This is a genomic window from Pseudomonas sp. PSPC3-2, assembly GCF_049897085.1.
Lineage (GTDB): Bacteria > Pseudomonadota > Gammaproteobacteria > Pseudomonadales > Pseudomonadaceae > Aquipseudomonas > Aquipseudomonas paraveronii.
The window spans coordinates 40,655-62,536 of the sequence record NZ_JAFCVO010000006.1; the positions used below are offsets into that span (position 1 = coordinate 40,655).

Annotated in this window: 19 protein-coding genes; 11 read left to right on the forward strand and 8 right to left on the reverse strand. The window is 63.2% G+C overall.

Annotated features, from left to right (window positions below; genetic code table 11):
- Positions 1-98: 98 nt before the first annotated feature.
- The 5 genes from ACP7CJ_RS11800 to ACP7CJ_RS11820 are packed head-to-tail and all read left to right on the forward strand — an operon-like array spanning position 99 to position 7,458.
- Positions 99-1,928: an extracellular solute-binding protein gene (locus tag ACP7CJ_RS11800; protein ID WP_426101527.1), complete on the forward strand. Its 1,830-nt coding sequence runs from the start codon at positions 99-101 to the stop codon at positions 1,926-1,928.
- On the forward strand, positions 1,925-3,757 hold the full coding sequence (locus ACP7CJ_RS11805; RefSeq protein ID WP_276193343.1) for an extracellular solute-binding protein: 1,833 nt from the start codon (positions 1,925-1,927) through the stop codon (positions 3,755-3,757). Before ACP7CJ_RS11800 ends, ACP7CJ_RS11805 begins: the two co-directional genes overlap by 4 nt.
- Positions 3,758-4,831, forward strand: coding sequence for a microcin C ABC transporter permease YejB (locus tag ACP7CJ_RS11810; protein WP_276193345.1), 1,074 nt, complete (start codon positions 3,758-3,760; stop codon positions 4,829-4,831).
- A 1-nt stretch (position 4,832) separates the two neighbouring features.
- Positions 4,833-5,852, forward strand: coding sequence for an ABC transporter permease (locus ACP7CJ_RS11815; protein WP_276193346.1), 1,020 nt, complete (start codon positions 4,833-4,835; stop codon positions 5,850-5,852).
- 1 nt (position 5,853) lies between these two features.
- Positions 5,854-7,458, forward strand: coding sequence for an ABC transporter ATP-binding protein (locus ACP7CJ_RS11820; RefSeq protein ID WP_276193347.1), 1,605 nt, complete (start codon positions 5,854-5,856; stop codon positions 7,456-7,458).
- Positions 7,459-7,498: 40 nt separating this feature from the next.
- Here the strand turns inward: ACP7CJ_RS11820 and ubiT are convergent, their stop codons facing one another.
- The 8 genes from ubiT to ACP7CJ_RS11860 all read right to left on the reverse strand — a co-directional run bounded on the left by ubiT (position 7,499) and on the right by ACP7CJ_RS11860 (position 14,101).
- Positions 7,499-7,966: a ubiquinone anaerobic biosynthesis accessory factor UbiT gene (gene ubiT / locus ACP7CJ_RS11825; protein ID WP_253395229.1), complete on the reverse strand. Its 468-nt coding sequence runs from the start codon at positions 7,964-7,966 to the stop codon at positions 7,499-7,501.
- The gene (locus ACP7CJ_RS11830; protein WP_276193350.1) at positions 7,960-8,850 is read right to left on the reverse strand and encodes a U32 family peptidase; all 891 of its coding nucleotides are present in this window, start codon (positions 8,848-8,850) and stop codon (positions 7,960-7,962) included. Before ACP7CJ_RS11830 ends, ubiT begins: the two co-directional genes overlap by 7 nt.
- Before the next feature lie 10 nt (positions 8,851-8,860).
- On the reverse strand, positions 8,861-9,856 hold the full coding sequence (ubiU, locus tag ACP7CJ_RS11835; protein WP_426101525.1) for a ubiquinone anaerobic biosynthesis protein UbiU: 996 nt from the start codon (positions 9,854-9,856) through the stop codon (positions 8,861-8,863).
- Positions 9,857-9,865: 9 nt separating this feature from the next.
- Positions 9,866-11,098 (reverse strand): gephyrin-like molybdotransferase Glp, encoded by a 1,233-nt coding sequence (gene glp / locus ACP7CJ_RS11840; protein WP_426101523.1) that lies wholly within the window; start codon positions 11,096-11,098, stop codon positions 9,866-9,868.
- Positions 11,095-11,649, reverse strand: coding sequence for a molybdenum cofactor biosynthesis protein B (gene moaB / locus ACP7CJ_RS11845; protein WP_426101522.1), 555 nt, complete (start codon positions 11,647-11,649; stop codon positions 11,095-11,097). The genes glp and moaB overlap by 4 nt, the downstream gene beginning before the upstream one ends.
- 84 nt (positions 11,650-11,733) lie before the next feature.
- Positions 11,734-12,381, reverse strand: coding sequence for a pyridoxamine 5'-phosphate oxidase (gene pdxH, locus ACP7CJ_RS11850; protein WP_276193355.1), 648 nt, complete (start codon positions 12,379-12,381; stop codon positions 11,734-11,736).
- Positions 12,382-12,481: 100 nt separating this feature from the next.
- On the reverse strand, positions 12,482-12,901 hold the full coding sequence (locus tag ACP7CJ_RS11855; protein ID WP_276193356.1) for a hypothetical protein: 420 nt from the start codon (positions 12,899-12,901) through the stop codon (positions 12,482-12,484).
- Between the two features lie 9 nt (positions 12,902-12,910).
- Positions 12,911-14,101 carry an NnrS family protein gene (locus ACP7CJ_RS11860; RefSeq protein ID WP_426101520.1) on the reverse strand — a complete coding sequence of 397 codons (1,191 nt, stop codon included), beginning with the start codon at positions 14,099-14,101 and terminating at the stop codon, positions 12,911-12,913.
- A 161-nt stretch (positions 14,102-14,262) separates the two neighbouring features.
- Here ACP7CJ_RS11860 and ACP7CJ_RS11865 point away from each other — a divergent pair, with 161 nt between their 5' ends.
- The 6 genes from ACP7CJ_RS11865 to ACP7CJ_RS11890 all read left to right on the forward strand — a co-directional run bounded on the left by ACP7CJ_RS11865 (position 14,263) and on the right by ACP7CJ_RS11890 (position 21,605).
- The gene (locus tag ACP7CJ_RS11865) at positions 14,263-14,544 is read left to right on the forward strand and encodes a peptidylprolyl isomerase (RefSeq protein WP_276193358.1); all 282 of its coding nucleotides are present in this window, start codon (positions 14,263-14,265) and stop codon (positions 14,542-14,544) included.
- Positions 14,545-14,674: 130 nt separating this feature from the next.
- The gene (locus ACP7CJ_RS11870; protein WP_276193359.1) at positions 14,675-16,534 is read left to right on the forward strand and encodes an extracellular solute-binding protein; all 1,860 of its coding nucleotides are present in this window, start codon (positions 14,675-14,677) and stop codon (positions 16,532-16,534) included.
- A complete protein-coding gene (locus ACP7CJ_RS11875) occupies positions 16,534-17,595 on the forward strand; it encodes a microcin C ABC transporter permease YejB (protein ID WP_426101518.1) in 1,062 nt (353 codons plus the stop codon). The genes ACP7CJ_RS11870 and ACP7CJ_RS11875 overlap by 1 nt, the downstream gene beginning before the upstream one ends.
- Positions 17,595-18,617 (forward strand): ABC transporter permease, encoded by a 1,023-nt coding sequence (locus tag ACP7CJ_RS11880; RefSeq protein WP_276193360.1) that lies wholly within the window; start codon positions 17,595-17,597, stop codon positions 18,615-18,617. The genes ACP7CJ_RS11875 and ACP7CJ_RS11880 overlap by 1 nt, the downstream gene beginning before the upstream one ends.
- Positions 18,618-18,627: 10 nt before the next feature.
- Entirely contained in the window at positions 18,628-20,208 is a 1,581-nt protein-coding gene (locus ACP7CJ_RS11885; protein WP_426101516.1) for an ABC transporter ATP-binding protein, read from the forward strand.
- Positions 20,205-21,605, forward strand: a complete 1,401-nt coding sequence (locus ACP7CJ_RS11890; RefSeq protein WP_426101514.1) for a sigma-54 interaction domain-containing protein — start codon at positions 20,205-20,207, stop codon at positions 21,603-21,605. Before ACP7CJ_RS11885 ends, ACP7CJ_RS11890 begins: the two co-directional genes overlap by 4 nt.
- The last annotated feature ends 277 nt before the right edge of the window (positions 21,606-21,882 follow it).

The window sequence follows — 21,882 nt, forward strand, 5'->3', positions numbered from 1 at the left end:
ACATAGGATCGCCATCATTCCAACTGGCTTTTTCCAACCGGAACAAGCTGTTACTGTACCGATCATAAAGCCCAAGCTGCCTGGATCGGATCTCTGACTTGACGCGTCCCCTCCTTCTACTAATAAGTCTGGCCTTGAGCTTTGCTGCGAACGCGACGATTACCGAGAGCCACGGTTATGCGCAGTTCGGCACCCTCAAGTACCCGGCCAAATTCACCCACTTCGATTGGGTAAACCCTGCAGCGCCGAAAGGCGGGACGTTGCGGGTCATGGCGTTTGGCACGTTCGACACCCTCAACCCCTATACCTTCAAGGGCTCAAGCCCGGTTTCCACGCCGAACTTCCTGCAATACGGCGTCAATGAGCTGAACGAACCTTTGATGGTCGGCACCGGCCAGTACGCGCCGTCCGGCGATGAGCCGACCTCCAGCTACGGGCTGATTGCCCAGTCGGTGGAGTACAGCGAGGACCGCAGTTGGGTGGTGTTCAACCTGCGCCCGGAAGCCCGCTTTCACGATGGCAAGCCGATCACTGCCTATGACGTGGCGTTTTCCTATCGCACCCTGCTGACCGAAGGTCATCCGCAATACCGCACCAACCTGCAGGAAGTGGCGCGGGTCGACATCCTCAACCGCCACCGTATCCGTTTTGTATTCAAGCGCGCCGGCAACCCGTTGCTGATCCTGCGCCTGGGCGAACTGCCGGTGCTGCCCCAGCACTACTGGAAAAACCGCGATTTCAAGGCCACCACCTTCGAACCACCGCTGGGCAGCGGGCCCTATCGCCTCAGCAAAGTCACGCCGGGCAGACAACTGGTGTTCGAGCGGGTCAAGGACTATTGGGGCAAGAATCTGCCGGTCAACCAGGGTTTCTACAATTACGACAAGGTCGAAGTGGAGTTCTACCGCGACAGCGACGTCGCCTTCGAAGCCTTCAAGGCCGGCGAGTTCGATATCTATATCGAGCACCAGGCCAAAAATTGGGCGAATGGCTACAACTTCCCGGCGATCAACCGCGGCGATGTGATCAAGGCGCAGATCGCCCACCAGATCCCGACCCAAAGCCAGGGCCTGTTCATGAACACCCGGCGCCCGACCTTCAAACAAGCCAAGGTGCGCGAAGCCCTGGGGCTGATGTTCGACTTTGAATGGACCAACCGCACCCTGTTCAGCGGCGCCTATAAACGCACCTTGAGCTATTACCCCAACAGCGAATTTTCGGCGACCGGCGTCCCGGTCGGCCATGAATGGTTGATGCTCTCGCCCTACCGCGACCAACTGCCGGCCAATCTCTACACCCAACCGTTCAGCCTGCGCCAGACCGACGGGCACGGCATCCCCCGCGAGACCCTGCGCCGCGCCCTGGCCCTGCTCGGCGAAGGCGGCTGGAAGCTGTCCGGGCAACGCCTGCTCAACAAGGACGGGCAACCGCTGCGCTTCGAAATCCTGCTGGTCAACCCGAACCTGGAGCGCATCCTGCAGCCCTATGTGGAAAACCTGAACAGTATCGGCATCGACGCGCACCTGCGCACAGTCGACCGGGCGCAATACAAACAGCGCCTCGATCAGTTCGACTTCGACATGATCCTGATGACCCTCAACCAAACCCTCAGCCCCGGCCTTGAGCAGTGGCAGTACTTCCACTCCAGCCAGGCGGCGATCAAGGGCAGCAAGAACTACGCAGGCATCGCCAATCCGGTGGTCGACCGCCTGCTCGAACAACTGCTGTCGGCACAGACCCGCGACGAACAACTGGCGGCCGGCCGGGCCCTGGACCGGGTCCTGCTGTGGCAGCATTACAGCATTCCCAACTGGTACCTCAACTATCATCGCTTGGCGTACCGCAACCGGTTCGCCTTTGTCACCACGCCGCCCTACAGCCTGGGCCTGAGCGCATGGTGGCTGAAAGCTTCGGAGAAAGCCCAATGATGTCTTTGCGTACTGCACTGCTCGGCAGTCTGTTGCTATGCACGGCGGCCCACGCCGCCCCGCAACATGCGCTGACCCTCTACAACGAGCCGCCCAAGTACCCCGCCAACTTCAAGCACTTCGACTACGTCAACCCCAACGCCCCCAAGGGCGGCACCTTTCGCGAGTCGAGCATGGGCGGTTTCGACAGTCTCAATCCCTACATCAGCAAGGGCGTGCCGGCGGACAATATCAGCCTGATCTACGACACCCTGGCCATGCAGAGCCTGGACGAACCCATCACCGAATACGGCCTGGTGGCCGGCAAAATCGAAAAAGCCCCGGACAACAGTTGGGTACGCTTCTACCTGCGCCCCGAAGCACGCTTCCACGATGGCCAGCCGATCCAGGCCGAAGACGTGGTGTTTACCTTCCAGACGCTGATGAAGGAAGGTTCGCCGCTCTACCGCACCTACTACGCCGACGTTGACGAAGTGGTGGCCGAAGACCCGCAGCGAGTGCTGTTCAAGTTCAAGCGCACCAACAACCGCGAATTGCCGCTGATCCTTGGGCAACTGCCGGTATTACCCAAGCATTGGTGGGCCACTCGCGACTTTACCAAGGGCAACCTGGAAATACCGCTGGGCAGCGGGCCGTACAAGGTGGCCGAGGTCAAGGCCGGGCGCATGATTCGCTACGAGCGGGTCAAGGACTACTGGGCCAAGGACCTGCCGATCACCCAAGGCTTCTACAACTTCGATCAGCGCATCACCGACTATTACCGTGACAGTACGGTATCCCTGGAAGCGTTGAAGGCGGGGCAGTTCGACTACTGGCTGGAATTCAGCGCGAAGAACTGGGCCAACGCCTATAACATTCCGGCGGTGGCCGAAGGGCGCCTGGTCAAGGAAGAGCTCCCCAACGGCAACCCCACCGGCATGCAGGGTTTCGTGTTCAACACGCGCAAGCCGATGTTCCAGGACGTGCGCGTGCGCAAGGCCATCAGCCTGTTGCTGGACTTCGAGTGGAGCAACAAGCAGTTGTTCAACGGCGCCTACACCCGCACCCGCAGCTACTTCGAGAACTCGGAGATGGCCGCCACCGGCCTGCCCGGCCCGGACGAGTTGGCCATCCTCGAACCGCTGCGCGACAAAATCCCCGCCGAAGTCTTTACCCAGGCCTTTGCGCCGTCCAGAACCGACGGCAGCGGCATGATCCGCACCCAACAGCGCGAGGCCTACCAACTGTTGCAGGAAGCCGGCTGGCGCATCGTCGACGACAAGATGGTCGACGCCACCGGCAAACCGGTGACCATCGAATTCCTGCTGGCGCAGACCGAGTTCGAACGTATCCTGCTGCCCTTCAAACGCAACCTGGCGGACCTGGGTATCGATCTGGTGATTCGCCGGGTCGACGTCTCACAATTCGTCAACCGCCTGCGCTCGCGGGATTTCGACATGCTGGTGGGCAGCTTCCCGCAGTCCACCTCGCCGGGTAACGAACAACGCGAATTCTGGAAATCCTCCAGCGCCGATAAACCCGGCAGCCGCAACTACATGGGCCTCAAGGACCCGGCCGTCGACCAACTGGTAGAGGAACTGATCGACGCCGACTCACGCCAAAGCCTGGTCGCCCATGCCAAGGCCCTGGATCGCGTGCTGCAATTTGGCTACTACGTGATCCCCAACTGGCACATCAAGACCTTCCGCGTGGCGTACTGGGACCACCTCGGCCATCCGAAGGTGCCACCGCGCTATGACGTCGGCACCGCCACTTGGTGGGCGAAACCCGACGTGAAACCCGCCATCACCCTAGACACGAGCGCCGACCCGGCGAGCGGAGGCGATTAAATGCTGGCCTATATTGTTCGCCGCCTATTGCTGATCATCCCCACGCTGTTCGGGATTCTGCTGATCAACTTCATCATCATCCAGGCCGCCCCCGGCGGCCCGGTGGAGCAGATGATCGCCAAACTCGAAGGCTTCGAAGGCGCCACCAGCCGCATTGCCGGCGGCGGTGCCGAAGTCGCGGTGGCCGGTTCCAGCTACCGTGGCGCCCAAGGCCTGGACCCGGCGCTGATCAAGGAAATCGAAACCATGTACGGTTTCGACAAGTCGGCACCGGAACGCTTGTGGATCATGGTCAAGAACTACGCCCGCCTGGATTTTGGCAACAGCTTCTTTCGTGACGCCAAGGTCATCGACCTGATCAAGGAAAAGATGCCGGTGTCAATCTCCCTCGGGTTGTGGAGCACGCTGATCATGTACCTGATCTCGATCCCGCTGGGGATCGCCAAGGCCACGCGACACGGCAGCCACTTCGACGTATGGACCAGCTCGGCGATCATCGTCGGCTACGCGATCCCGGCGTTCCTGTTCGCGATCCTGCTGATCGTGGTGTTTGCCGGTGGCAGTTATTTCGACTGGTTCCCCTTGCGCGGGCTGACCTCCAACAATTTCGATGAATTGAGCTGGGGCGGCAAGATCCTCGACTACTTCTGGCACCTGGCCTTGCCCATCACCGCGCTGGTGATCGGCAACTTCGCGACCATGACGCTGCTGACCAAAAACAGCTTTCTCGACGAGATCAACAAGCAGTACGTGGTCACCGCCAAGGCCAAGGGCCTGACCAACCACCGCGTGCTCTACGGCCACGTGTTCCGCAACGCCATGCTGCTGGTGATCGCCGGTTTCCCCTCGGCGTTCATCGGGATTTTCTTCACCGGGTCCTTGCTGGTGGAAGTGATCTTCTCCCTCGACGGCCTCGGCCTGATGAGCTTTGAAGCGGCGATCAACCGCGATTACCCGGTGGTGTTCGGCACGCTGTTTATCTTCACCCTGCTCGGCTTGGTGGTGAAGCTGATCGGTGACCTCACCTACACCCTGGTCGATCCGCGTATCGACTTCGCCAGCCGGGAGCATTGAGATGAATCTGTCCCCCCTCAATCGCCGCCGATTCGAGCGGTTCAAGGCGAACAAGCGTGGCTGGTGGTCGCTGTGGCTGTTCCTGATTCTGTTCGGCCTGAGCCTGGGCGCCGAGCTGATCGCCAACGACAAACCGCTGGCGGTGCATTTTGACGGCGACTGGTATTTCCCGGCGCTCAAGCGCTACCCGGAAACCACCTTCGGCGGCGAATTCCCCCTGGAGGCCAACTACAAGAGCCCGTATATCCAGGAACTGCTCAAGGCCAAGGACGCCTGGACGCTGTGGGCGCCGATCCCGTTCAGCTACCAGAGCATCAACTACGACCTGAGGGTGCCGGCCCCTGCGCCGCCGTCTTCGGTCAACCTGCTGGGCACCGATGACCAGGGCCGCGACGTCTTGGCACGGGTGATCTACGGCTTCCGTGTGTCGGTGCTGTTTGCCCTGACCCTGACCGTGCTCAGTTCGATCATCGGCGTGATCGCCGGTGCCCTGCAGGGTTTCTATGGCGGCTGGGTCGACCTGGCCGGGCAACGCTTCCTGGAGATCTGGTCGGGCTTGCCGGTGCTGTACCTGCTGATCATCCTCGCCAGTTTCGTACAGCCCAACTTCTGGTGGCTGCTGGGGATCATGCTGCTGTTCTCGTGGATGAGCCTGGTGGACGTGGTCCGCGCCGAGTTCCTGCGCGGGCGTAACCTGGAATATGTGCGTGCGGCCAGGGCACTGGGCATGCAGAACGTCGCGATCATGTTCCGGCATATCCTGCCCAATGCCATGGTCTCGACCATGACCTTCATGCCGTTCATCCTCACCGGCGCCATCGGCACCTTGACCGCCCTGGACTTCCTCGGCTTCGGCCTGCCGGCGGGTTCGCCGTCGCTGGGAGAGCTGGTGGCCCAGGGTAAATCCAACCTGCAAGCGCCGTGGCTGGGCATGAGTGCCTTCGCCGTGCTGGCGATCATGTTGAGCTTGCTGGTGTTTATCGGCGAGTCCGCTCGCGATGCCTTCGACCCGAGGAAATGAGATGAATCAGGACAATCTGATCGAAGTCCGCGACCTCTGCGTCGAGTTCGTCACCGGCGAGCATCACCAGCGCGTGGTGAACCACGTCAGCTTCGACATCAAGCGCGGCGAAACCCTGGCGCTGGTCGGCGAAAGCGGCTCCGGCAAATCGGTGACCGCCCACTCGATCCTGCGCCTGCTGCCCTACCCCTTGGCGCGGCACCCCGCCGGCACCATCGAGTACGCCGGCCAGGACCTGCTGACCCTCAAAGAAAAAACCATCCGGCATATTCGCGGCAACCGCATTGCGATGATCTTCCAGGAGCCGATGACCTCGTTGAACCCGCTGCACTGCATCGAGAAGCAGATCAACGAAGTGCTCGGCCTGCACAAGGGGCTGACCGGCAAAGTCGCCACCCGACGCACCCTGGAGTTGCTCGAACTGGTGGGCATTCCCGAGCCGCATAAACGCCTCAAGGCCCTGCCCCACGAACTGTCCGGCGGCCAGCGCCAACGGGTGATGATCGCCATGGCCTTGGCCAACGAGCCGGAGCTGTTGATCGCCGATGAACCGACCACCGCCCTCGACGTAACGGTGCAGCTGAAGATCCTCGAACTGCTCAAGGAACTGCAGGCGCGCCTGGGCATGGCGTTGCTGTTGATCAGCCACGACTTGAACCTGGTGCGGCGCATTGCCCACCGGGTGTGCGTGATGCAGCAGGGTTGCATCGTCGAACAAGCCGATTGCGAAACCTTGTTCCAGTCGCCGCAGCACCCTTACACCCAGGAACTGCTCGCCGCCGAACCCAGCGGTGGGCCGGCCGACACGGCAGCCGGGCCGCCGTTGCTGGAAGTCGATGATTTGAAAGTCTGGTTTCCGATCAAGAAAGGCTTTCTGCGCAACACCGTCGACTACGTCAAGGCGGTGGACGGCATCAATTTCAGCCTGCCCCAAGGGCAAACCCTGGGCATCGTCGGCGAAAGCGGCTCAGGCAAGTCCACCCTCGGCCTGGCGATCCTGCGTCTGATCGCCAGCAAAGGCGGGATTCGCTTCGAAGGCCAGCAACTCGACCGCCTGACCCAGCAACAGGTGCGCCCGTTGCGCCGGGAAATGCAGGTGGTGTTCCAGGACCCGTTTGGCAGCCTCAGCCCACGCATGAGCGTCAGCGAGATCGTCGGCGAAGGCCTGCGTATCCATAAGATGGGCAGCCCGGCGGAGCAGGAAGCGGCGATTATCGCGGCGCTCAAGGAAGTCGGCCTCGACCCGCAATCGCGGCATCGCTACCCCCACGAGTTCTCCGGCGGCCAGCGCCAACGCATCGCCATTGCCCGCGCCCTGGTACTCAAGCCGCGCCTGATTCTGCTCGACGAACCGACCTCGGCGCTCGACCGCACGGTACAGCGCCAAGTGGTGGAACTGCTGCGCGGTTTGCAGGCCAAGTACAACCTGACCTATCTGTTCATCAGCCATGACCTGGCCGTGGTGAAAGCGCTGAGTCACCAGTTGATGGTGGTCAAGCACGGGCAGGTGGTGGAACAAGGCGATGCGCCGGCGATTTTCGCCAACCCGCAGCATGCTTATACCCGGCAATTGCTGGAGGCGGCGTTTTTGGTGCCGACGCCTTAGCGCGTGGCAGTGACCTATCCGTAGGGATAGGTCGCTCGCGTCAGGCCGCCAGCCCGCGCCCTGCCCGCTCCAGGTTGCGCCACAACCAAGGCGGCAGCACATCGGAGTCCAGGCTGTCGATCAGGTTCTTCAAGCCCAGCCCCAACTCCGTATCGCCTTCAATCACCAAGCGACGCCGGAAGAACAAGGTGTCCGGGTCTTCCTGCCGACTGGCCAGCAACAAGAACTCGCGCCAATTTCCACTGATCGTCACCTGGGCCTCGGCTTTTTCGGCGAGGCGCAAACCGTCCCGCGCCAGGGTCAGGTACCAGCACAGCCCGAGGTCGGGGATGCGCAGGCACATCCAGCGCCCGCGCAGCAGGTCGAAGCCGCCGTCGCGCAACGGCTCGGCCAGGCAGCGGTTGAGGCCTTGCTGCAAGGCCAGGCGCTGCACCCGGAACGGCACGTGGCGCACCAACGGCAGCAAGCGATCGGCGCCCTTGAGCAGCCATTGTTTGCGACTCAACACAGGCCCACCTCCTCGACCCGCAGCATGCCGGCCTGGCCGTGCCAGTAGCCGTTGCAGCCGTCGACGCACAACGGCGGCATCGCGCCCTGGCGCACCTGATCGAAAGCCTGGACCACGCCGACCATGCCCTCAGCCCGTGGGCTCAGGCGCAACAGGCCAGCGCCACACGCGACCAAGCCAGGGTAATCGGCGAGCAAGTTGGTGACATCGGCCGACATCGTCTGAATCCCGTTCAAGGTGAACAGCGGTTGCCCTTCCTGACTGGTCAGGGCCATGCCATCGGGGTAGTTGATACAACAGAACTGGCAATCGTCCTTGGGCCGGTTTTCCGCACGGGCGGTGAAGCAACGGGCCGAATACGCCAGCGGCAAATGCCCGTAGGCGAAGATCTCCACTTCGGGCAGCGGTCGGCCGAGTTCGCGCACCTGCTCCAGCACATCGGCGATCAGGCTTTGCGAGCACTCCACCGGCGGCACCCAGCGCTGCATGCCCGCATCGAGCAATTGCACCAGCGCGTGGCCGTTGTACAGGTTGAGCGCCGGGCCGCCGACAAAGGGCAGCTTGCGCTCGATCAGCAACTGCACCGCGCCCATGTCGTTGGCTTCAACCAGCACCTCGCCGTTGTCGCACAGGCGGCGCAGGCTCGACAGCTCGGAGGCGGCTTCGATCAAGGTCAGGCTCGACAGCACGATCTGCGCCGGGCTGCACGACTGCAACTCGCGGCCCAGGCCCAACCATTGATCCAGCGAAAACGCGCGGCGTTTCGAGCACACGGTTTCCCCCAGGTAAATCACGTCCAGGGGCAAGCCGGCCATGTCTGAATAGAAGCGCCCCAGGTGTTCCTTATCCCAATAAAACAGCACCGGTCCCAGGCTGAGTTTCATCTGTAATTCCTCACTGCCATGCGCGATGGTAAGCACCCAGGGTGGTCTGGCTGCCTTCGGAAAGTCCGGCCAGCACCTGGCGCCACTGGTCCCTGACCACAAAATTGGCCGGGGCGCTGCGGTGGGCGTCGAGGGCGGCACGCCAGACTCGGGTGACTTGTTCCACATAGGCCGGACTGCGTTGCCGGCCTTCGATCTTCACCGCTGCCACGCCAATGGCGCTGAGTTCGGGCAACAGGTCCAGGGTGTCGAGGCTGGTCGGTTCTTCCAGGGCGTGGAAGCGCTTGCCGCCGACCAGGAAACGGCCTTTGCACAAGGTCGGGTAGCCGGCCGGTTCCTCCGGGGTGTAGCGGTCGATCAGCACTTCACTGAGGCGTGCGCTGAGACCATCGGCGTCGTCGCTCCAGCGCACCGCCTTGGCCGGCGAACACACTCCGCACAGGTTGGGCGACTCGCCGGTGATATACGACGACAAGTGGCAACGCCCTTCGGCCATGATGCACAGGCTGCCGAAGCCGAACACTTCGATCGGCACCACATTGCTCGCCGCCACCTGCCGCACCTGGGCCAGGGACAGCACCCGAGGCAGCACCGCGCGACGAATGCCATAACGTTCGACGTAGAACTTCAACGCCGCCGCATGGGTGGCCGAGCCCTGCACCGACAAGTGCAACGCCATTTGCGGATGGCGCGCAGCGGCGTAACCGAGCACACCGGGGTCGCCGGCGATCAGCGCATCCACGCCATGATCGGCCGCGCGGTCGACGGCGCGCTGCCAGCGTGACCAGATCTTCGGTTGCGGGTAGGTGTTGACCGCCACATACAGCTTGCGCTGGTGCTGGCGGATATGGGAAACGGCGGCGTCGAACTGTTTGTCGTCCATGTTCAGCCCGGCGAAATGCCGGGCATTGGTGTCATCGCGAAAACCGACATACACCGCATCGGCGCCTTGGCGCACCGCGGCTTTGAGCGCAGGCAGGTTGCCTGCCGGGCAGACCAGTTGCATGGAGACTCCTCATTGAAACTCGGCGAAAGACAGGAAAAGCACCGGTGCGTCCTTGAGCAACACTTGCTCGCGCTCGACGATCACCAGGCCATCGGCCCAGCAGGCGGCGGTGAGCATTGCCGAGCTTTGCTGGGGGTGCAGGACGGCGCGCAATTGCCCATCCTCGCCCGGGCTCAAGCGCGCGCGCAGGTACTGGCGACGCTTGTTGGGGGTGGGCCATTCAAACCCGGCCGGCACCTGGATCGGCACCGGTAATACGCGCTCGACACCCTGGGCGCGCAACAGGAACGGACGCACCACCACCAACGTGGTGATCAGCGCGGCGGACGGGTTGCCGGGCAGGCCGATCCACGGTTTGCCCGCGACTTCGCCAAACGCCAGGGGCTTGCCGGGCTGGATCGCCAGGCGCCAGAAGTCAACGCGACCGAGCTCCTGGATGGCTTGCTTGAGATGGTCCTCCTCGCCGACCGACACGCCGCCGGTGGTCAGCAGCAGGTCGCATTCGGAGGACGCCAGGATCAACGCGTCGCGGCTGGCGGCCAGCGCGTCGGCCATCACCCCGTAGTCGAGCACCTCCACACCCCAGCCGCGCAATAACGCGGTCACCAGGTGGCGGTTGCTGTTGTAGATCTGTCCCGGCGCCAATGACTCGCCCGGCTCGCGCAGTTCATCGCCGCTGCTCAGCAGGCACACGCGCAAGGGGCGATAGACCTTGACCCACGGGATGCCGGCCGACGCCAGCAGGCCGACTTCCTGGGCGCGCAGGCGCTGGCCGACACGCAACAGGCGTTGCCCGCGTTGCAGTTCTTCACCGCGCTTGCGCACGTGTTCGCCCAGGCGCAACGGCGGGCACCAGATGCGCTGGCCGTAAACGCGGCAACGCTCCTGGGGCACCACGCTGTCGGCGCCGGGCGGCAACGGCGCGCCGGTGAAAATCCGCACCGTTTGCCCGGCCTGCAACGGCACGTCGCTGCTGTGCCCGGCGGCAATCCGCCCGGCCAACACCAGGTAGCCGCCCTGCTCCGGCACATCGGCGGCGCGCAGAGCGTAGCCGTCCATGGCGCTGTTGTCCCAGCCCGGCAAGTCGAGGGGGGAAAACAGTTCTTCGGCGATCACCCGGCCCGCAGCCTGGCCGAGGGGGATCACTTCGGTGGACGGCACAGGCGGCGCCTGGGCCAGCAGTTGCGCGATCGCCTCGTCCACCGGCATCAACGACCCGCTGTCACACACGCGGGTGTTCATGACCGCGCCTCACAGGCGCTGAGCGTCTGTTCGAACTGGGGCTTGAGGTGCGCAACGAAGTTGCACGGGCCGGTGCGGCTGTCCAGTTGACCGACCAGAATCTGGTCCCAGGCGGTGCGGCACGCGCCGGGCGAACCGGGCATGCAGCACACCAGCACGCCGTTGCTCATGCCCGCCAGGGCACGGGACTGCAAGGTGGACATGCCGATTTCCGCCAGGGACACCTGGCGGAACAGTTCGCCAAAACCGTCCACCTGTTTATCCAGCAGCGGCAACACCGCTTGTGGCGTGTTGTCGCGGGCGGTGAAGCCGGTGCCGCCGGTCATCAGCACCACTTGCACCTGCGGGTCGGCGATCCACTGCGAGACACGGGCGCGGATCTGGTAGATATCGTCCATCACCAGGCCACGGTCGATCAGCACATGGCCGGCGCGTTCCAGGCGGTCCACCAGGGTCTGCCCGGAGGTATCGGTGTCAAAGGTGCGGGTGTCGCTGATGGTCAGCACGGCGATGTTCAGGGAGACAAAACTGCGTTGGGTCAAATGGGCCATGATCAAGGCTCCAGCCATATAAAAAGATGCGCTCAGCCTGCGCCGCAACGGGCGCAGGGCCTATTCCTCCAAGGAGGTACCTCGTCAGGGCGCCAACCGTGTGCGCTGCCAAGCGCCGTCTCGCAGGCGGTAGTCGAGGCGGTCATGCAGGCGGTCAGGGCGGCCTTGCCAGAACTCGATGCGGCGCGGCTTCAGGCAGTACCCGCCCCAATGCTCGGGCCGTGGCGGCTGCTGGCCGGCGAAACGCTCGGTGACCTCGCGCAGCAAGCCTTCCAGCTCGCTGCGGTGGGCCAGGGGCTGACTCTGCGGCGAGGCCCAGGCGCCCAGTTGGCTGGCGGCCGGACGGGCGACGAAATAGGCGTCCGACAGCGCCGGATCGAGGCGCTCGACCGCGCCTTCAATGCGCACCTGGCGCTCCAGGCCCGGCCAGAAAAACGTCATCGCCGCTTGGGGGTTGCTCGCCAGTTCATCGCCCTTGGCGCTCTGGTAATTGCCAAAAAACACAAAGCCCTCGGCGCTGAAACCCTTGAGCAGCAGGATGCGGCAATGGGCGCACCCTTCGCTATCGACCGTGGCCAGGGCCATGCTGTTGGCCTCGGCGGGAGGCACTTCGGTTTTGCGTGCCTGGCTCAGCCACTGACCGAACAACACCAGCGGATTGTCCTGCTCACCGTCGTCCCGCAGGCCGTAGAGGGTGTAGTTGCGGCGCAGTTGCGCGAGGGACAGGGGCATGGGACGGACCTCCAGAGAATTCGCCACAGTGTGGGAACTGCGCAGGTTCTATCCCTTGATCACGATCAACAATCCGCCGCGGCATGGCGCCGCAGGCCGCTCACCACAGTGACTTCGCCAGGACCACGATCACCACCATGTGCGCGAGAATGCTGCGCCGTATCCACAGCGCACGCTTGGGGCTCAGGCGCTCGCGGGTCAGCCAGTAGGCCAGCAGCAGGTAGTGCCCGATGATGCTCAGGGCCAGCAGGATTTTCAGGCTCAGGAACAGTCCGAAATGACTGTTCCAGGGCATGCCCCGGTAATGCCAGGCCAGGCCGATGCCCGCCCCATACAGCAGCACTACCACGCCATGCAGCACCCGCCGCGAACGCCGGGCGATGGCGTGTTCGGCAGTGAAGCGCGCCGACCAGGCCAACTCCTCGCGGGCGCTGTGCCAGATCATTACTTCAAAAAACAGCGTGCCAATAAAAGCAATCGCCGCCAGCAGATGCACGATCAACAACCACGAATACAGCATGCAATGCTCCTAACCGGGATGCCCGTCGACCCGCGCGTGCCACAGCATCGGCGCATAACGCCATAGGTACAGGCCCAGGCCGACCGTCCAGCAAATCCCCGCCAGCCACAACGCCGCTACGGGCCAGATTAACACCAGCACCACCCGGCAGACTGCGGCCAGGTTCAACAGTGCAAACGCCAGGGTCATCCCGCCCGGCGGCTGCAACGGCCGACCGGTATGGCCCAGGCTGACCCGCGCCAGCATCGCCAGGATCATCCCGGCCATGGCGCCGACCGTCAGCGCATGCACGGCCAGGCTCGGGTTGAGCGGCGCGCCGAAATGCCACAGCGCCATACCCAGGCAGGCCACAGCCAACCATGCATATGCCAGGTGCAGCGACCACAGCAGCGGCACGCGCCACAGGCCACGGTCATGCCAGCGCACCAGGCGCAGCAGGTGGCCCAGGCCAAGCGCGGCGAACAGCGCGCCGCTCCAGCCACTGGGGAACACCGCCAGCCCGCTGGCGTAGAGCAACGCTATCAGGATCGAACCGCCGAGCAATACGCGGTCCAGCCACGGCCACGGCTTGACCCCATCGACCCGGCCCAGGCCACGCTGGGTAAAGAACGGAATCACCCGGCCGCCGATCAGCCCCATCATCGCCGCCACCAACCACAGACCGGTGAGCACCGCCTGGCGCTGCGTGCCTTCGTCATGGCGCAGCACCCCATAGAGCGCCAACGCGTCTGCCACGGCGAGCAGGCCCAGCACCAGTACAATCGGGTAGTTGCGGGTTTGCCTGACCGTCCACAGCGTCCAGCCCATCACGCCGGCCACGGCCAGCGGAAAACTCAGCTCCAGCACCGCCAACAGCGGCCATGGCAGGTTAACCAACCAACCCAGGCGCGCCGCCAGCCATAGACCGGCGAGCAGCGCCAGCGGCGCGCCACTGAGGCCGGGGCGACCGGTCCAGGTCTGTACCGCCGTCAGCAAAAAGCCGGCGATGATCGCCACGCCAAAGCCGAACAGCAGCTCATGCCGGTGCCAGGCCAACCAGCCTCCGGCCGGTTGCCAAGTACCGGTGGCGCCGCTCAGGGCGAACAGCCACAGGGGAATTGCCAGCACCGCCAGCAGGCAGGCGCCAAGGAAAAACGGGCGGAACGCCAGGCGAAACAATGGGGGAATCGCCATGGCCTTGCGTCGATCGAGCACTTGCATAGCACGGCTCCTGAACGGATGAATGCGACAATCTTGCGCCGCCGCCTGCGCTTTGCCCTTGTCGTAGATCAAGCACGCCCGCCACGAACAGGGGAACTTTGCCGGGAAATAACCGCCTGAATCCGGTACGCTCACCGTTTTTACTCAAGGAGTTAATTCCCATGGCCAAAGCCACCGCCCGTCACATCCTCGTTGCCACCGAAGACAAGTGCAATGAACTCAAGACCCAGATCGAAGGCGGCGCCGATTTCGCAGACGTTGCCAAAGCCAATTCCACCTGCCCATCCAGCCGTCAAGGCGGCGACCTGGGTTCGTTCGGTCCAGGCCAGATGGTTAAAGAATTCGACGCCGTGGTGTTCAGCGCCCCGGTCAACACGGTGCAAGGCCCGGTGAAAACCCAGTTCGGTTATCACCTGCTGGAAGTCACCAGCCGTCAGGACTGATTCAGTCCGCGCTGATGTTTGAAACAACGGCCCGCCTTTTGGTGGGCCGTTGTGCATGGGATGACTGGCGATGCACAGGCCGTTAGCGTACAAATCCCTATTCTTCTTCACCCGGCGCTCAAGGCTGATAATGCGACTGGTTTTTTCGACTCTATTTAGCTCCACCCTGGCCCTGCTGCTGGCCAGTACCGCTGTGATCGCAGCCCCGCAACCCTACCTGACGGTGTATGGCGAACCGGCCAAATATGCCGCCAACTTCACCCATTTCGACTATGCCAACCCCAACGCACCCAAGGGCGGCAGCCTACGGCGTTCGGCCATCGAGATCGGGCGCTTCGACCATGTGCTGCCGTATATCGACAAAGGCATCGGCGTGTCCCAGATCGACGGCTGGGTGTATTCGCCGCTGGCACTGCGCTCGCTGGATGAGCCGTACACCGTTTACGGCCTGGTCGCCGAGAAGATGGAGCGTGCGGACGACGGCCTGTCGCTGCGCTTCTACCTCAACCCCAAGGCACGGTTCGCCGATGGCACACCGATCACCGCCGAAGACGTGCGCTATAGCTTCGATTTGCTGATGACCCAGGGCAGCCTGCACTTTCGCACGCTGTTTGCCGACGTCAAACACGTCGAAGTCGAAGGCGAGCGCCAGGTGCGCTTCGATTTTTCCAGCGATGAAAACCGCACCCTGCCGCTGGATATCGCCACCCTGCCGGTGTTCCCCGAGCACTGGTGGAAAACCCGCGACTTCGCCAACGGCGGCGGCTATGAAGCGCCGCTGGGCAGTGGCCCGTACAAGGTCAGCAAGATCGACGCGGGCAGCACCATCACCTTTACCCGCAACCCTGACTGGTGGGGCAAGGACTTACCGGTCAGCCGTGGCCTGTACAACTTCGATCACCTGAGCCTGGAATATTTCGGCGACACCGAAGTGGCGCGCCAGGTGCTGCGTGGCGGCGCGTATGACTTCAACCGCGAGTTCTCCGCCACCGGCTACTCCATCGGCTACAACGGCCCGGCGCTGGATGACGGTCGCCTGCAACGGGCGCACCTGGCCAAAGAGATGCCGCAACCGGCCCAGGGCTACGTGTTCAACGTGCAGAACCCGATGTTCAAGGACCGCCGCGTGCGCCAGGCCCTGGCGATGCTGTGGGATTTCGAATGGGCCAACCGGCAGATGATGCGCAACCTGTACATCCGCCAGCAGAGCTACTTCTCCAATAGCCCGTTGGCCGCGAGCCAATTGCCGACCCCAGAAGAACTGGCGATCCTCGAACCCCTGCGCGGCCAGGTGCCCGACGAGGTGTTCACCCAGGTTTTCAAGGCACCGGTCACCGACGGCAGCGGCATGATCCGCGACAAGCAACTGCAAGCCCTGGCCCTGCTGGAAGAAGCCGGCTGGAAACCCGACGGCGACAAGCTGGTCAACGCCGAGGGCGAGCCGCTGGCGTTCACCTTCCTCAATGCCCAGGCCGGCCTGGAACGTCTGTTGCTGCCGTACAAGCGCAACCTGGCACAGATCGGCATCACCCTGAACATCCGCCGCATCGACGCCTCGCAGTACGTCAACCGGCTGATGACACGGGACTACGACATGATCGTCACCGGTTTCCCGGTCACCATGTCGCCGGGGATGGAGCTGTACAACTACTTCGGCTCCGCCGCCGCATTCGACCCGGGCGCCAACAACTACACGGTGCTCAAGGACCCGGCCATCGACAGCCTGATCAAAGGCCTGGTCAAGGCCAACACCCAGGCGCAGATGCTCACCTACGCCCATGCCCTGGACCGCGTGCTGCAATGGAACTACCTGTGGATCCCCAACTACTACCCGCCCGGCACCTCTGCCGCGTGGTGGAACCGCTTCGGGCGCCCAGCCATCGAGGCGAAAAATGACGAAGCCCTGGAAACCTGGTGGGAAATCAGCCCCACACCACTGACGAACGAACAAATGAACGCGCAGCTTAAAAAACGCGGAGGGGCCCACTGATGTTTGCCTATATCGTGCGCCGCCTGCTGTTGATCATCCCGACGCTGGTGATCATCCTGCTGGTCAACTTCGTGATCGTACAGGCCGCGCCCGGCGGGCCGGTGGAACAGGCGATCGCCCACCTGCAAGGCATCGGCGGCGGTGCCATCGGCGGCTCCGCAGGCGAAGGCCTCAGCAGCGGCTCGCGGGCCAGCCGGGGCCTGGACCCGAAACTGATCAAGGACATCGAAAAACAATACGGCTTCGACAAACCGGCGCCGGAACGCCTGTGGCTGATGCTCAAGAGCTACGCCCAACTGGACTTCGGCAACAGCTTCTTTCGCGGCGCGACAGTCACCGACCTGATCCTGGAAAAAATGCCGGTCACCCTCTCCCTCGGTCTGTGGGCGACGCTGATCACCTACCTGGTGTCGATCCCATTGGGGATTCGCAAGGCGGTGCGCCATGGCAGCAGCTTCGATGTGTGGAGCAGCACCGCGATCGTGATCGGCTATGCGATGCCGGCGTTCCTGTTTGCGATGTTCCTGATCGTGGTGTTCGCCGGCGGCACGTCGCTGAACTGGTTCCCGGTGCGCGGCCTGGTCTCGGAAAACTTCGACGACCTGAGCACAGTAGGCAAGGTCGCCGACTATTTTTGGCACCTGGTCTTGCCGGTCACGGCGCTGGTGATTGGCGGCTTCGCCACGCTGACCATCCTGACGAAAAACTCGTTCCTCAATGAAATCACGCGCCAGTACGTGGTCACCGCCCGCGCCAAAGGCTTGAGCGAACACCGCGTGCTGTACGGCCACGTGTTCCGCAATGCGATGCTGCTGGTGATTTCGGGGATTCCCCAGGCGTTTATCAGCGTGTTCTTTGCCGGCTCGCTGCTGATCGAAGTGATCTTCTCCCTCGATGGACTCGGGCGCATGAGCTACGAAGCCGCCGTGTCCCGCGACTATCCGGTAGTGTTTGGCTCGTTGTTTATCTTCACCCTGTTCGGCCTCCTGATAAAACTGATCGGCGACCTCTGCTACACCCTGGTGGACCCGCGTATCGACTTCGCCGCGAGGAACGCCTGATGCTGAACCTGTCTCCCGTGGCCCGCCGACGTTTCGAACGCTTCAAGAAAAACCGGCGCGGCTGGTGGTCGCTGTGGCTGTTTATCGGCCTGTTTATCCTGACCCTGGGCGGCGAGTTGATCGCCAACGACAAGCCGCTGGTGCTCAGCTACCAGAACGAGCTGTATTTCCCAGTGTTCAAACGCTACACCGAACAGCAGTTCGGCGGGCAATTGCCGTTCCAGGCGGACTATCGCAGCGACTACGTGCAGAAGCTGATCAAGCAGGACGGCGGCTGGATGCTGTTCCCGCCGGTGCCGTTCAGCGATGACACGCCTAACTACGAGCTGACCCGCCCTGCCCCCAGCCCACCTTCAGCGGTGAACTGGCTGGGCACCGATGACCAGTCGCGCGACGTACTGGCGCGGGTGATCTTCGGCGCGCGGGTGTCGATCCTGTTTGCCCTGGCGCTCACGGTGATCAGTGCGAGCATCGGCATCGCTTCCGGCGCGCTGCAGGGTTACTACGGCGGCTGGGTCGACTTGCTCGGCCAACGCCTCCTGGAAGTGTGGTCCGGGTTGCCGGTGCTGTACCTGCTGATCATCCTGTCCGGTTTTGTCGAACCGAACTTCTGGTGGCTGCTGGGGATCATGGCGCTGTTTTCCTGGCTGGCCCTGGTGGATGTGGTGCGCGCCGAGTTCCTGCGCGGGCGCAACCTGGAGTACGTCAAGGCGGCGCGGGCGTTGGGCTTGGGCGACGCCAAGATCATTCGCCGGCATATCCTGCCCAATGCCATGACGGCTACCCTGAGCTACCTGCCGTTCATTTTGACTGGTGCGATTTCCACCTTGAGCGCCCTGGACTTCCTCGGCTTCGGCATGCCGGCAGGCAGCGCGTCGTTGGGTGAGTTGATCGCCCAGGGCAAGCAGAACCTGCAAGCGCCCTGGTTGGGCCTGACGGCGTTTTTCACCTTGGCGCTGATCCTGTCGCTGCTGGTATTTATCGGCGAGGCGTTGCGCGATGCCTTCGACCCCCGTTCATGAGTGAGTCCGTATGAGCGACAACCTGATCGAGATCCGCGACCTCTGCGTCGCCTTCAGCGGCCAGACCGTGGTGCACAACCTGAGCCTGGATGTGCGCCCCGGCGAGTGCCTGGCGCTGGTCGGCGAGTCGGGCTCGGGCAAGTCGGTGACGGCCCTTTCGATCCTGCAATTGCTGCCCGAAGCCGGCACGCAATCCAGCGGCTCCGTGCGCTATCGCGGCCAGGAATTGATCGGTGCGTCGCCCGCCACCTTGCAAAAGCTACGCGGCAACCGCATCGCCATAATCTTCCAGGAGCCGATGACCTCCCTCAACCCGCTGCACAGCATCGAAAAGCAGATTGGCGAAACCCTGCTGTTGCACAAGGGCCTGGGCGGCAAGGCGGCGCAGGCACGCATCCTCGAACTGCTGGAACTGGTCGGTATCCAGAAGCCCGAGGAACGGCTCAAGGCCTATCCGCACCAACTCTCCGGCGGCCAACGTCAACGCGTGATGATTGCCATGGCCCTGGCCTGCGAGCCGGAACTGCTGATCGCCGACGAGCCCACCACCGCGCTAGACGTGACCGTGCAGCGCAAGATCCTGCTGCTGCTCAAGTCCTTGCAACAACGCTTGGGCATGTCGCTGCTGCTGATCAGCCACGACCTCAACCTGGTGCGCAGCATGGCGCAGCGGGTGTGCGTGATGCATACCGGCGAGATCGTCGAGCAGGCCGACTGCGAGACCTTGTTCACCGCGCCGCAACACCCCTACAGCCGCTTGCTGCTGGATGCTGAACCGGCGGGCGAGGCGCTGTGCAGCGAAGCGCGTGAAACGGTGTTGCAGGTGGACGACCTGAGCGTGCAATTCCCCCTCGGCGGCGGCCTGTTTCAGCGCAAGACTTACCTGCGCGCGGTGGACGGCATCAGCCTCAGCGTGCAGCGCGGCAAGACGCTGGGCATCGTCGGTGAGTCGGGCTCGGGTAAATCCACCCTGGGCCAGGCGATCCTGCGCCTGCTGGACTCCACCGGCAGCATCCGCTTCCAGGGGGTGGCCCTCGACCCGCTCAATCACCAGCAGATGCGCCCATGGCGCAAGCAGATGCAGGTGGTGTTTCAGGACCCTTACGGCAGCCTCAGCCCGCGCATGTCGGTGCAGCAGATCATCAGCGAAGGCCTGGAAGTGCATGCACCGTGCAGCCTTGCCGAGCGTGACGCGCAGGTGATCCAGGTGCTCAAGGACGTCGGCCTCGACCCGGCCAGCCGGCATCGCTACCCCCACGAGTTTTCCGGTGGCCAGCGCCAACGCATTGCCATCGCCCGCGCCCTGGTGCTCAGGCCCGCGTTGATGCTGCTCGACGAGCCCACCTCAGCCCTCGACCGCACGGTGCAGAAGCAAGTGGTGGCGTTGCTGCGCGAACTGCAGGACAAATACGGCCTGACCTACCTGTTTATCAGCCATGACCTGGCCGTGGTCCGCGCCATGGCCCACGACATGATCGTGATCAAGGACGGCAAGGTCGTGGAGCGTGGCGCCAGCCATGACGTATTCACATCGCCGCAGCACCCCTACACCCAGGAGTTGCTGGCGGCCGCCCTCGGATTGTCGAGATGAGTACCAGCCTCAAGGACTACCAACAGGTTCGCGGCCTGGCCATTCGGTCGCTGTTCGAGATCATCGAGCAGTCCAGCGAAGGCACGGTGATCGTCGACCGCGACGCCAACATCGTGTGGATGAACGAGCGCTATGCTAAGCGCTTCGGCCTTAAAAGCGCCGACGAAGCCATCGGCCAACCCTGCGAAAAAGTCATCTCCAACAGCCTGCTACGCCAGGTGGTGAGCACAGACCTGCCGATCCTGCTGGATATTCAGGACACACCCAAGGGACCGCTGGTGGTGATGCGCCTGCCGATCCACAACGACGCCGGCGCGGTGATCGGCGCCATCGGCTTTGCGCTGTTCGATGAGCTGCGCAACCTGTCGCCGCTGATCGAGCGTTACCTGAGCATGCAGCAGGAGCTGGCGTCGACCCGCTCGCTGCTGCGTTCGCGCCAGAGCAAGTACACCTTTGCGCACTTTATCGGCACCAGCGCCGCCAGTTTGGAAGTCAAACGCCGTGCGCGGCGCAGCGCGAGCGCCGAGTCGCCGGTATTGCTGCTCGGCGAAACCGGCACCGGCAAGGAGTTGCTGGCCCAGGCGATCCACGGCGCCTCAACACGCGCGCACAAAGCATTTGTCAGCATCAACAGCGCAGCCATTCCCCATGACCTGCTCGAGGCCGAGTTCTTCGGCACCGCGCCCGGTGCGTTTACCGGCGCCGATCGCAAAGGCCGCCCCGGCAAGTTGCAGATCGCCCAGGGCGGCACGCTGTTTCTCGATGAAATCGGCGACATGCCCCTGCCGCTGCAAAGCAAGCTGCTGCGGGTGTTACAGGAGAAGGAATACGAACCGGTCGGCTCCAACGAGATGCTGCACAGCGATGTGCGCGTGATTGCCGCCACGTCCATGGACCTGGAAGCGGCGATCAAACGCGGCGAGTTTCGGGCGGACCTGTATTACCGGTTGAATGTGCTGCCGATCCGGGTGCCACCGTTGCGCGAGCGGCTGGAGGATATTCCGGCGTTGAGCGAAGCGATCCTCGAAGAACTGCGCAGCCACCACGAACTGGATCGCGAGGCCCTGGCGTTGTTGGCGCAGCATGCGTGGCCGGGGAATATCCGCGAGCTGCGCAACGTGCTGGAGCGCGCGGCGTTGTTGAGCGATGACCTTGTACTGGATGCAGCAGAGATTCGCGCCGCCATCGGCACGTTCAGCCCGGTGGCGCGCGGGGCGCTGGAGACCGTCGAGGGCGAGACGTTTGCGGCGGCGCGCGAGCGCTTTGATCGGCAGGTGATTGCGGCGGCGCTCAAGGCCTGCGACGGGAATGTGGTGGACGCGGCCCAGCGCTTGGGGCTGGGCAGGTCGACCTTGTACAAGAAAATGGTCGCGCTGGGCCTGGCCACATCTCAATAAAGAGACACAAATCTCAATACAAAGACAATCCTTGTGGGAGGGGGCTTGCCCCCGATGGCAGTGCCTCAGTCAGCCTATTCTTTGCAGACCCACCGCTATCGGGGGCAAGCCCCCTCCCACCTTTGATCTGTTTTTGTCTCTAGATTGAGACTAAATCTGGAAAGTTTGTTCATGTGTACGTGAATATCTATGTTTTTCAATAGGTTATGAACATGGCACACATCTCGCTATAGCCTTCCTCCACAGCTTCACCCCACAAAAATAACAATCCGATGGA

Excerpts from the sequence above, each read along its gene's own strand:
- ACP7CJ_RS11815 (WP_276193346.1), top strand. The coding sequence starts at position 4,833 with ATGAATCTGTCCCCCCTCAATCGCCGCCGATTCGAGCGGTTCAAGGCG.
- ACP7CJ_RS11805 (WP_276193343.1), top strand. The coding sequence starts at position 1,925 with ATGATGTCTTTGCGTACTGCACTGCTCGGCAGTCTGTTGCTATGCACG.
- glp (WP_426101523.1), bottom strand. The coding sequence starts at position 11,098 with ATGAACACCCGCGTGTGTGACAGCGGGTCGTTGATGCCGGTGGACGAG.
- ACP7CJ_RS11810 (WP_276193345.1), top strand. The coding sequence starts at position 3,758 with ATGCTGGCCTATATTGTTCGCCGCCTATTGCTGATCATCCCCACGCTG.
- ACP7CJ_RS11875 (WP_426101518.1), top strand. The coding sequence starts at position 16,534 with ATGTTTGCCTATATCGTGCGCCGCCTGCTGTTGATCATCCCGACGCTG.
- ACP7CJ_RS11870 (WP_276193359.1), top strand. The coding sequence starts at position 14,675 with ATGCGACTGGTTTTTTCGACTCTATTTAGCTCCACCCTGGCCCTGCTG.
- ACP7CJ_RS11890 (WP_426101514.1), top strand. The coding sequence starts at position 20,205 with ATGAGTACCAGCCTCAAGGACTACCAACAGGTTCGCGGCCTGGCCATT.
- ACP7CJ_RS11860 (WP_426101520.1), bottom strand. The coding sequence starts at position 14,101 with ATGCAAGTGCTCGATCGACGCAAGGCCATGGCGATTCCCCCATTGTTT.
- ACP7CJ_RS11885 (WP_426101516.1), top strand. The coding sequence starts at position 18,628 with ATGAGCGACAACCTGATCGAGATCCGCGACCTCTGCGTCGCCTTCAGC.
- moaB (WP_426101522.1), bottom strand. The coding sequence starts at position 11,649 with ATGGCCCATTTGACCCAACGCAGTTTTGTCTCCCTGAACATCGCCGTG.
- ACP7CJ_RS11865 (WP_276193358.1), top strand. The coding sequence starts at position 14,263 with ATGGCCAAAGCCACCGCCCGTCACATCCTCGTTGCCACCGAAGACAAG.
- ACP7CJ_RS11855 (WP_276193356.1), bottom strand. The coding sequence starts at position 12,901 with ATGCTGTATTCGTGGTTGTTGATCGTGCATCTGCTGGCGGCGATTGCT.
- ACP7CJ_RS11820 (WP_276193347.1), top strand. The coding sequence starts at position 5,854 with ATGAATCAGGACAATCTGATCGAAGTCCGCGACCTCTGCGTCGAGTTC.
- ACP7CJ_RS11880 (WP_276193360.1), top strand. The coding sequence starts at position 17,595 with ATGCTGAACCTGTCTCCCGTGGCCCGCCGACGTTTCGAACGCTTCAAG.
- ubiU (WP_426101525.1), bottom strand. The coding sequence starts at position 9,856 with ATGCAACTGGTCTGCCCGGCAGGCAACCTGCCTGCGCTCAAAGCCGCG.
- ACP7CJ_RS11830 (WP_276193350.1), bottom strand. The coding sequence starts at position 8,850 with ATGAAACTCAGCCTGGGACCGGTGCTGTTTTATTGGGATAAGGAACAC.
- pdxH (WP_276193355.1), bottom strand. The coding sequence starts at position 12,381 with ATGCCCCTGTCCCTCGCGCAACTGCGCCGCAACTACACCCTCTACGGC.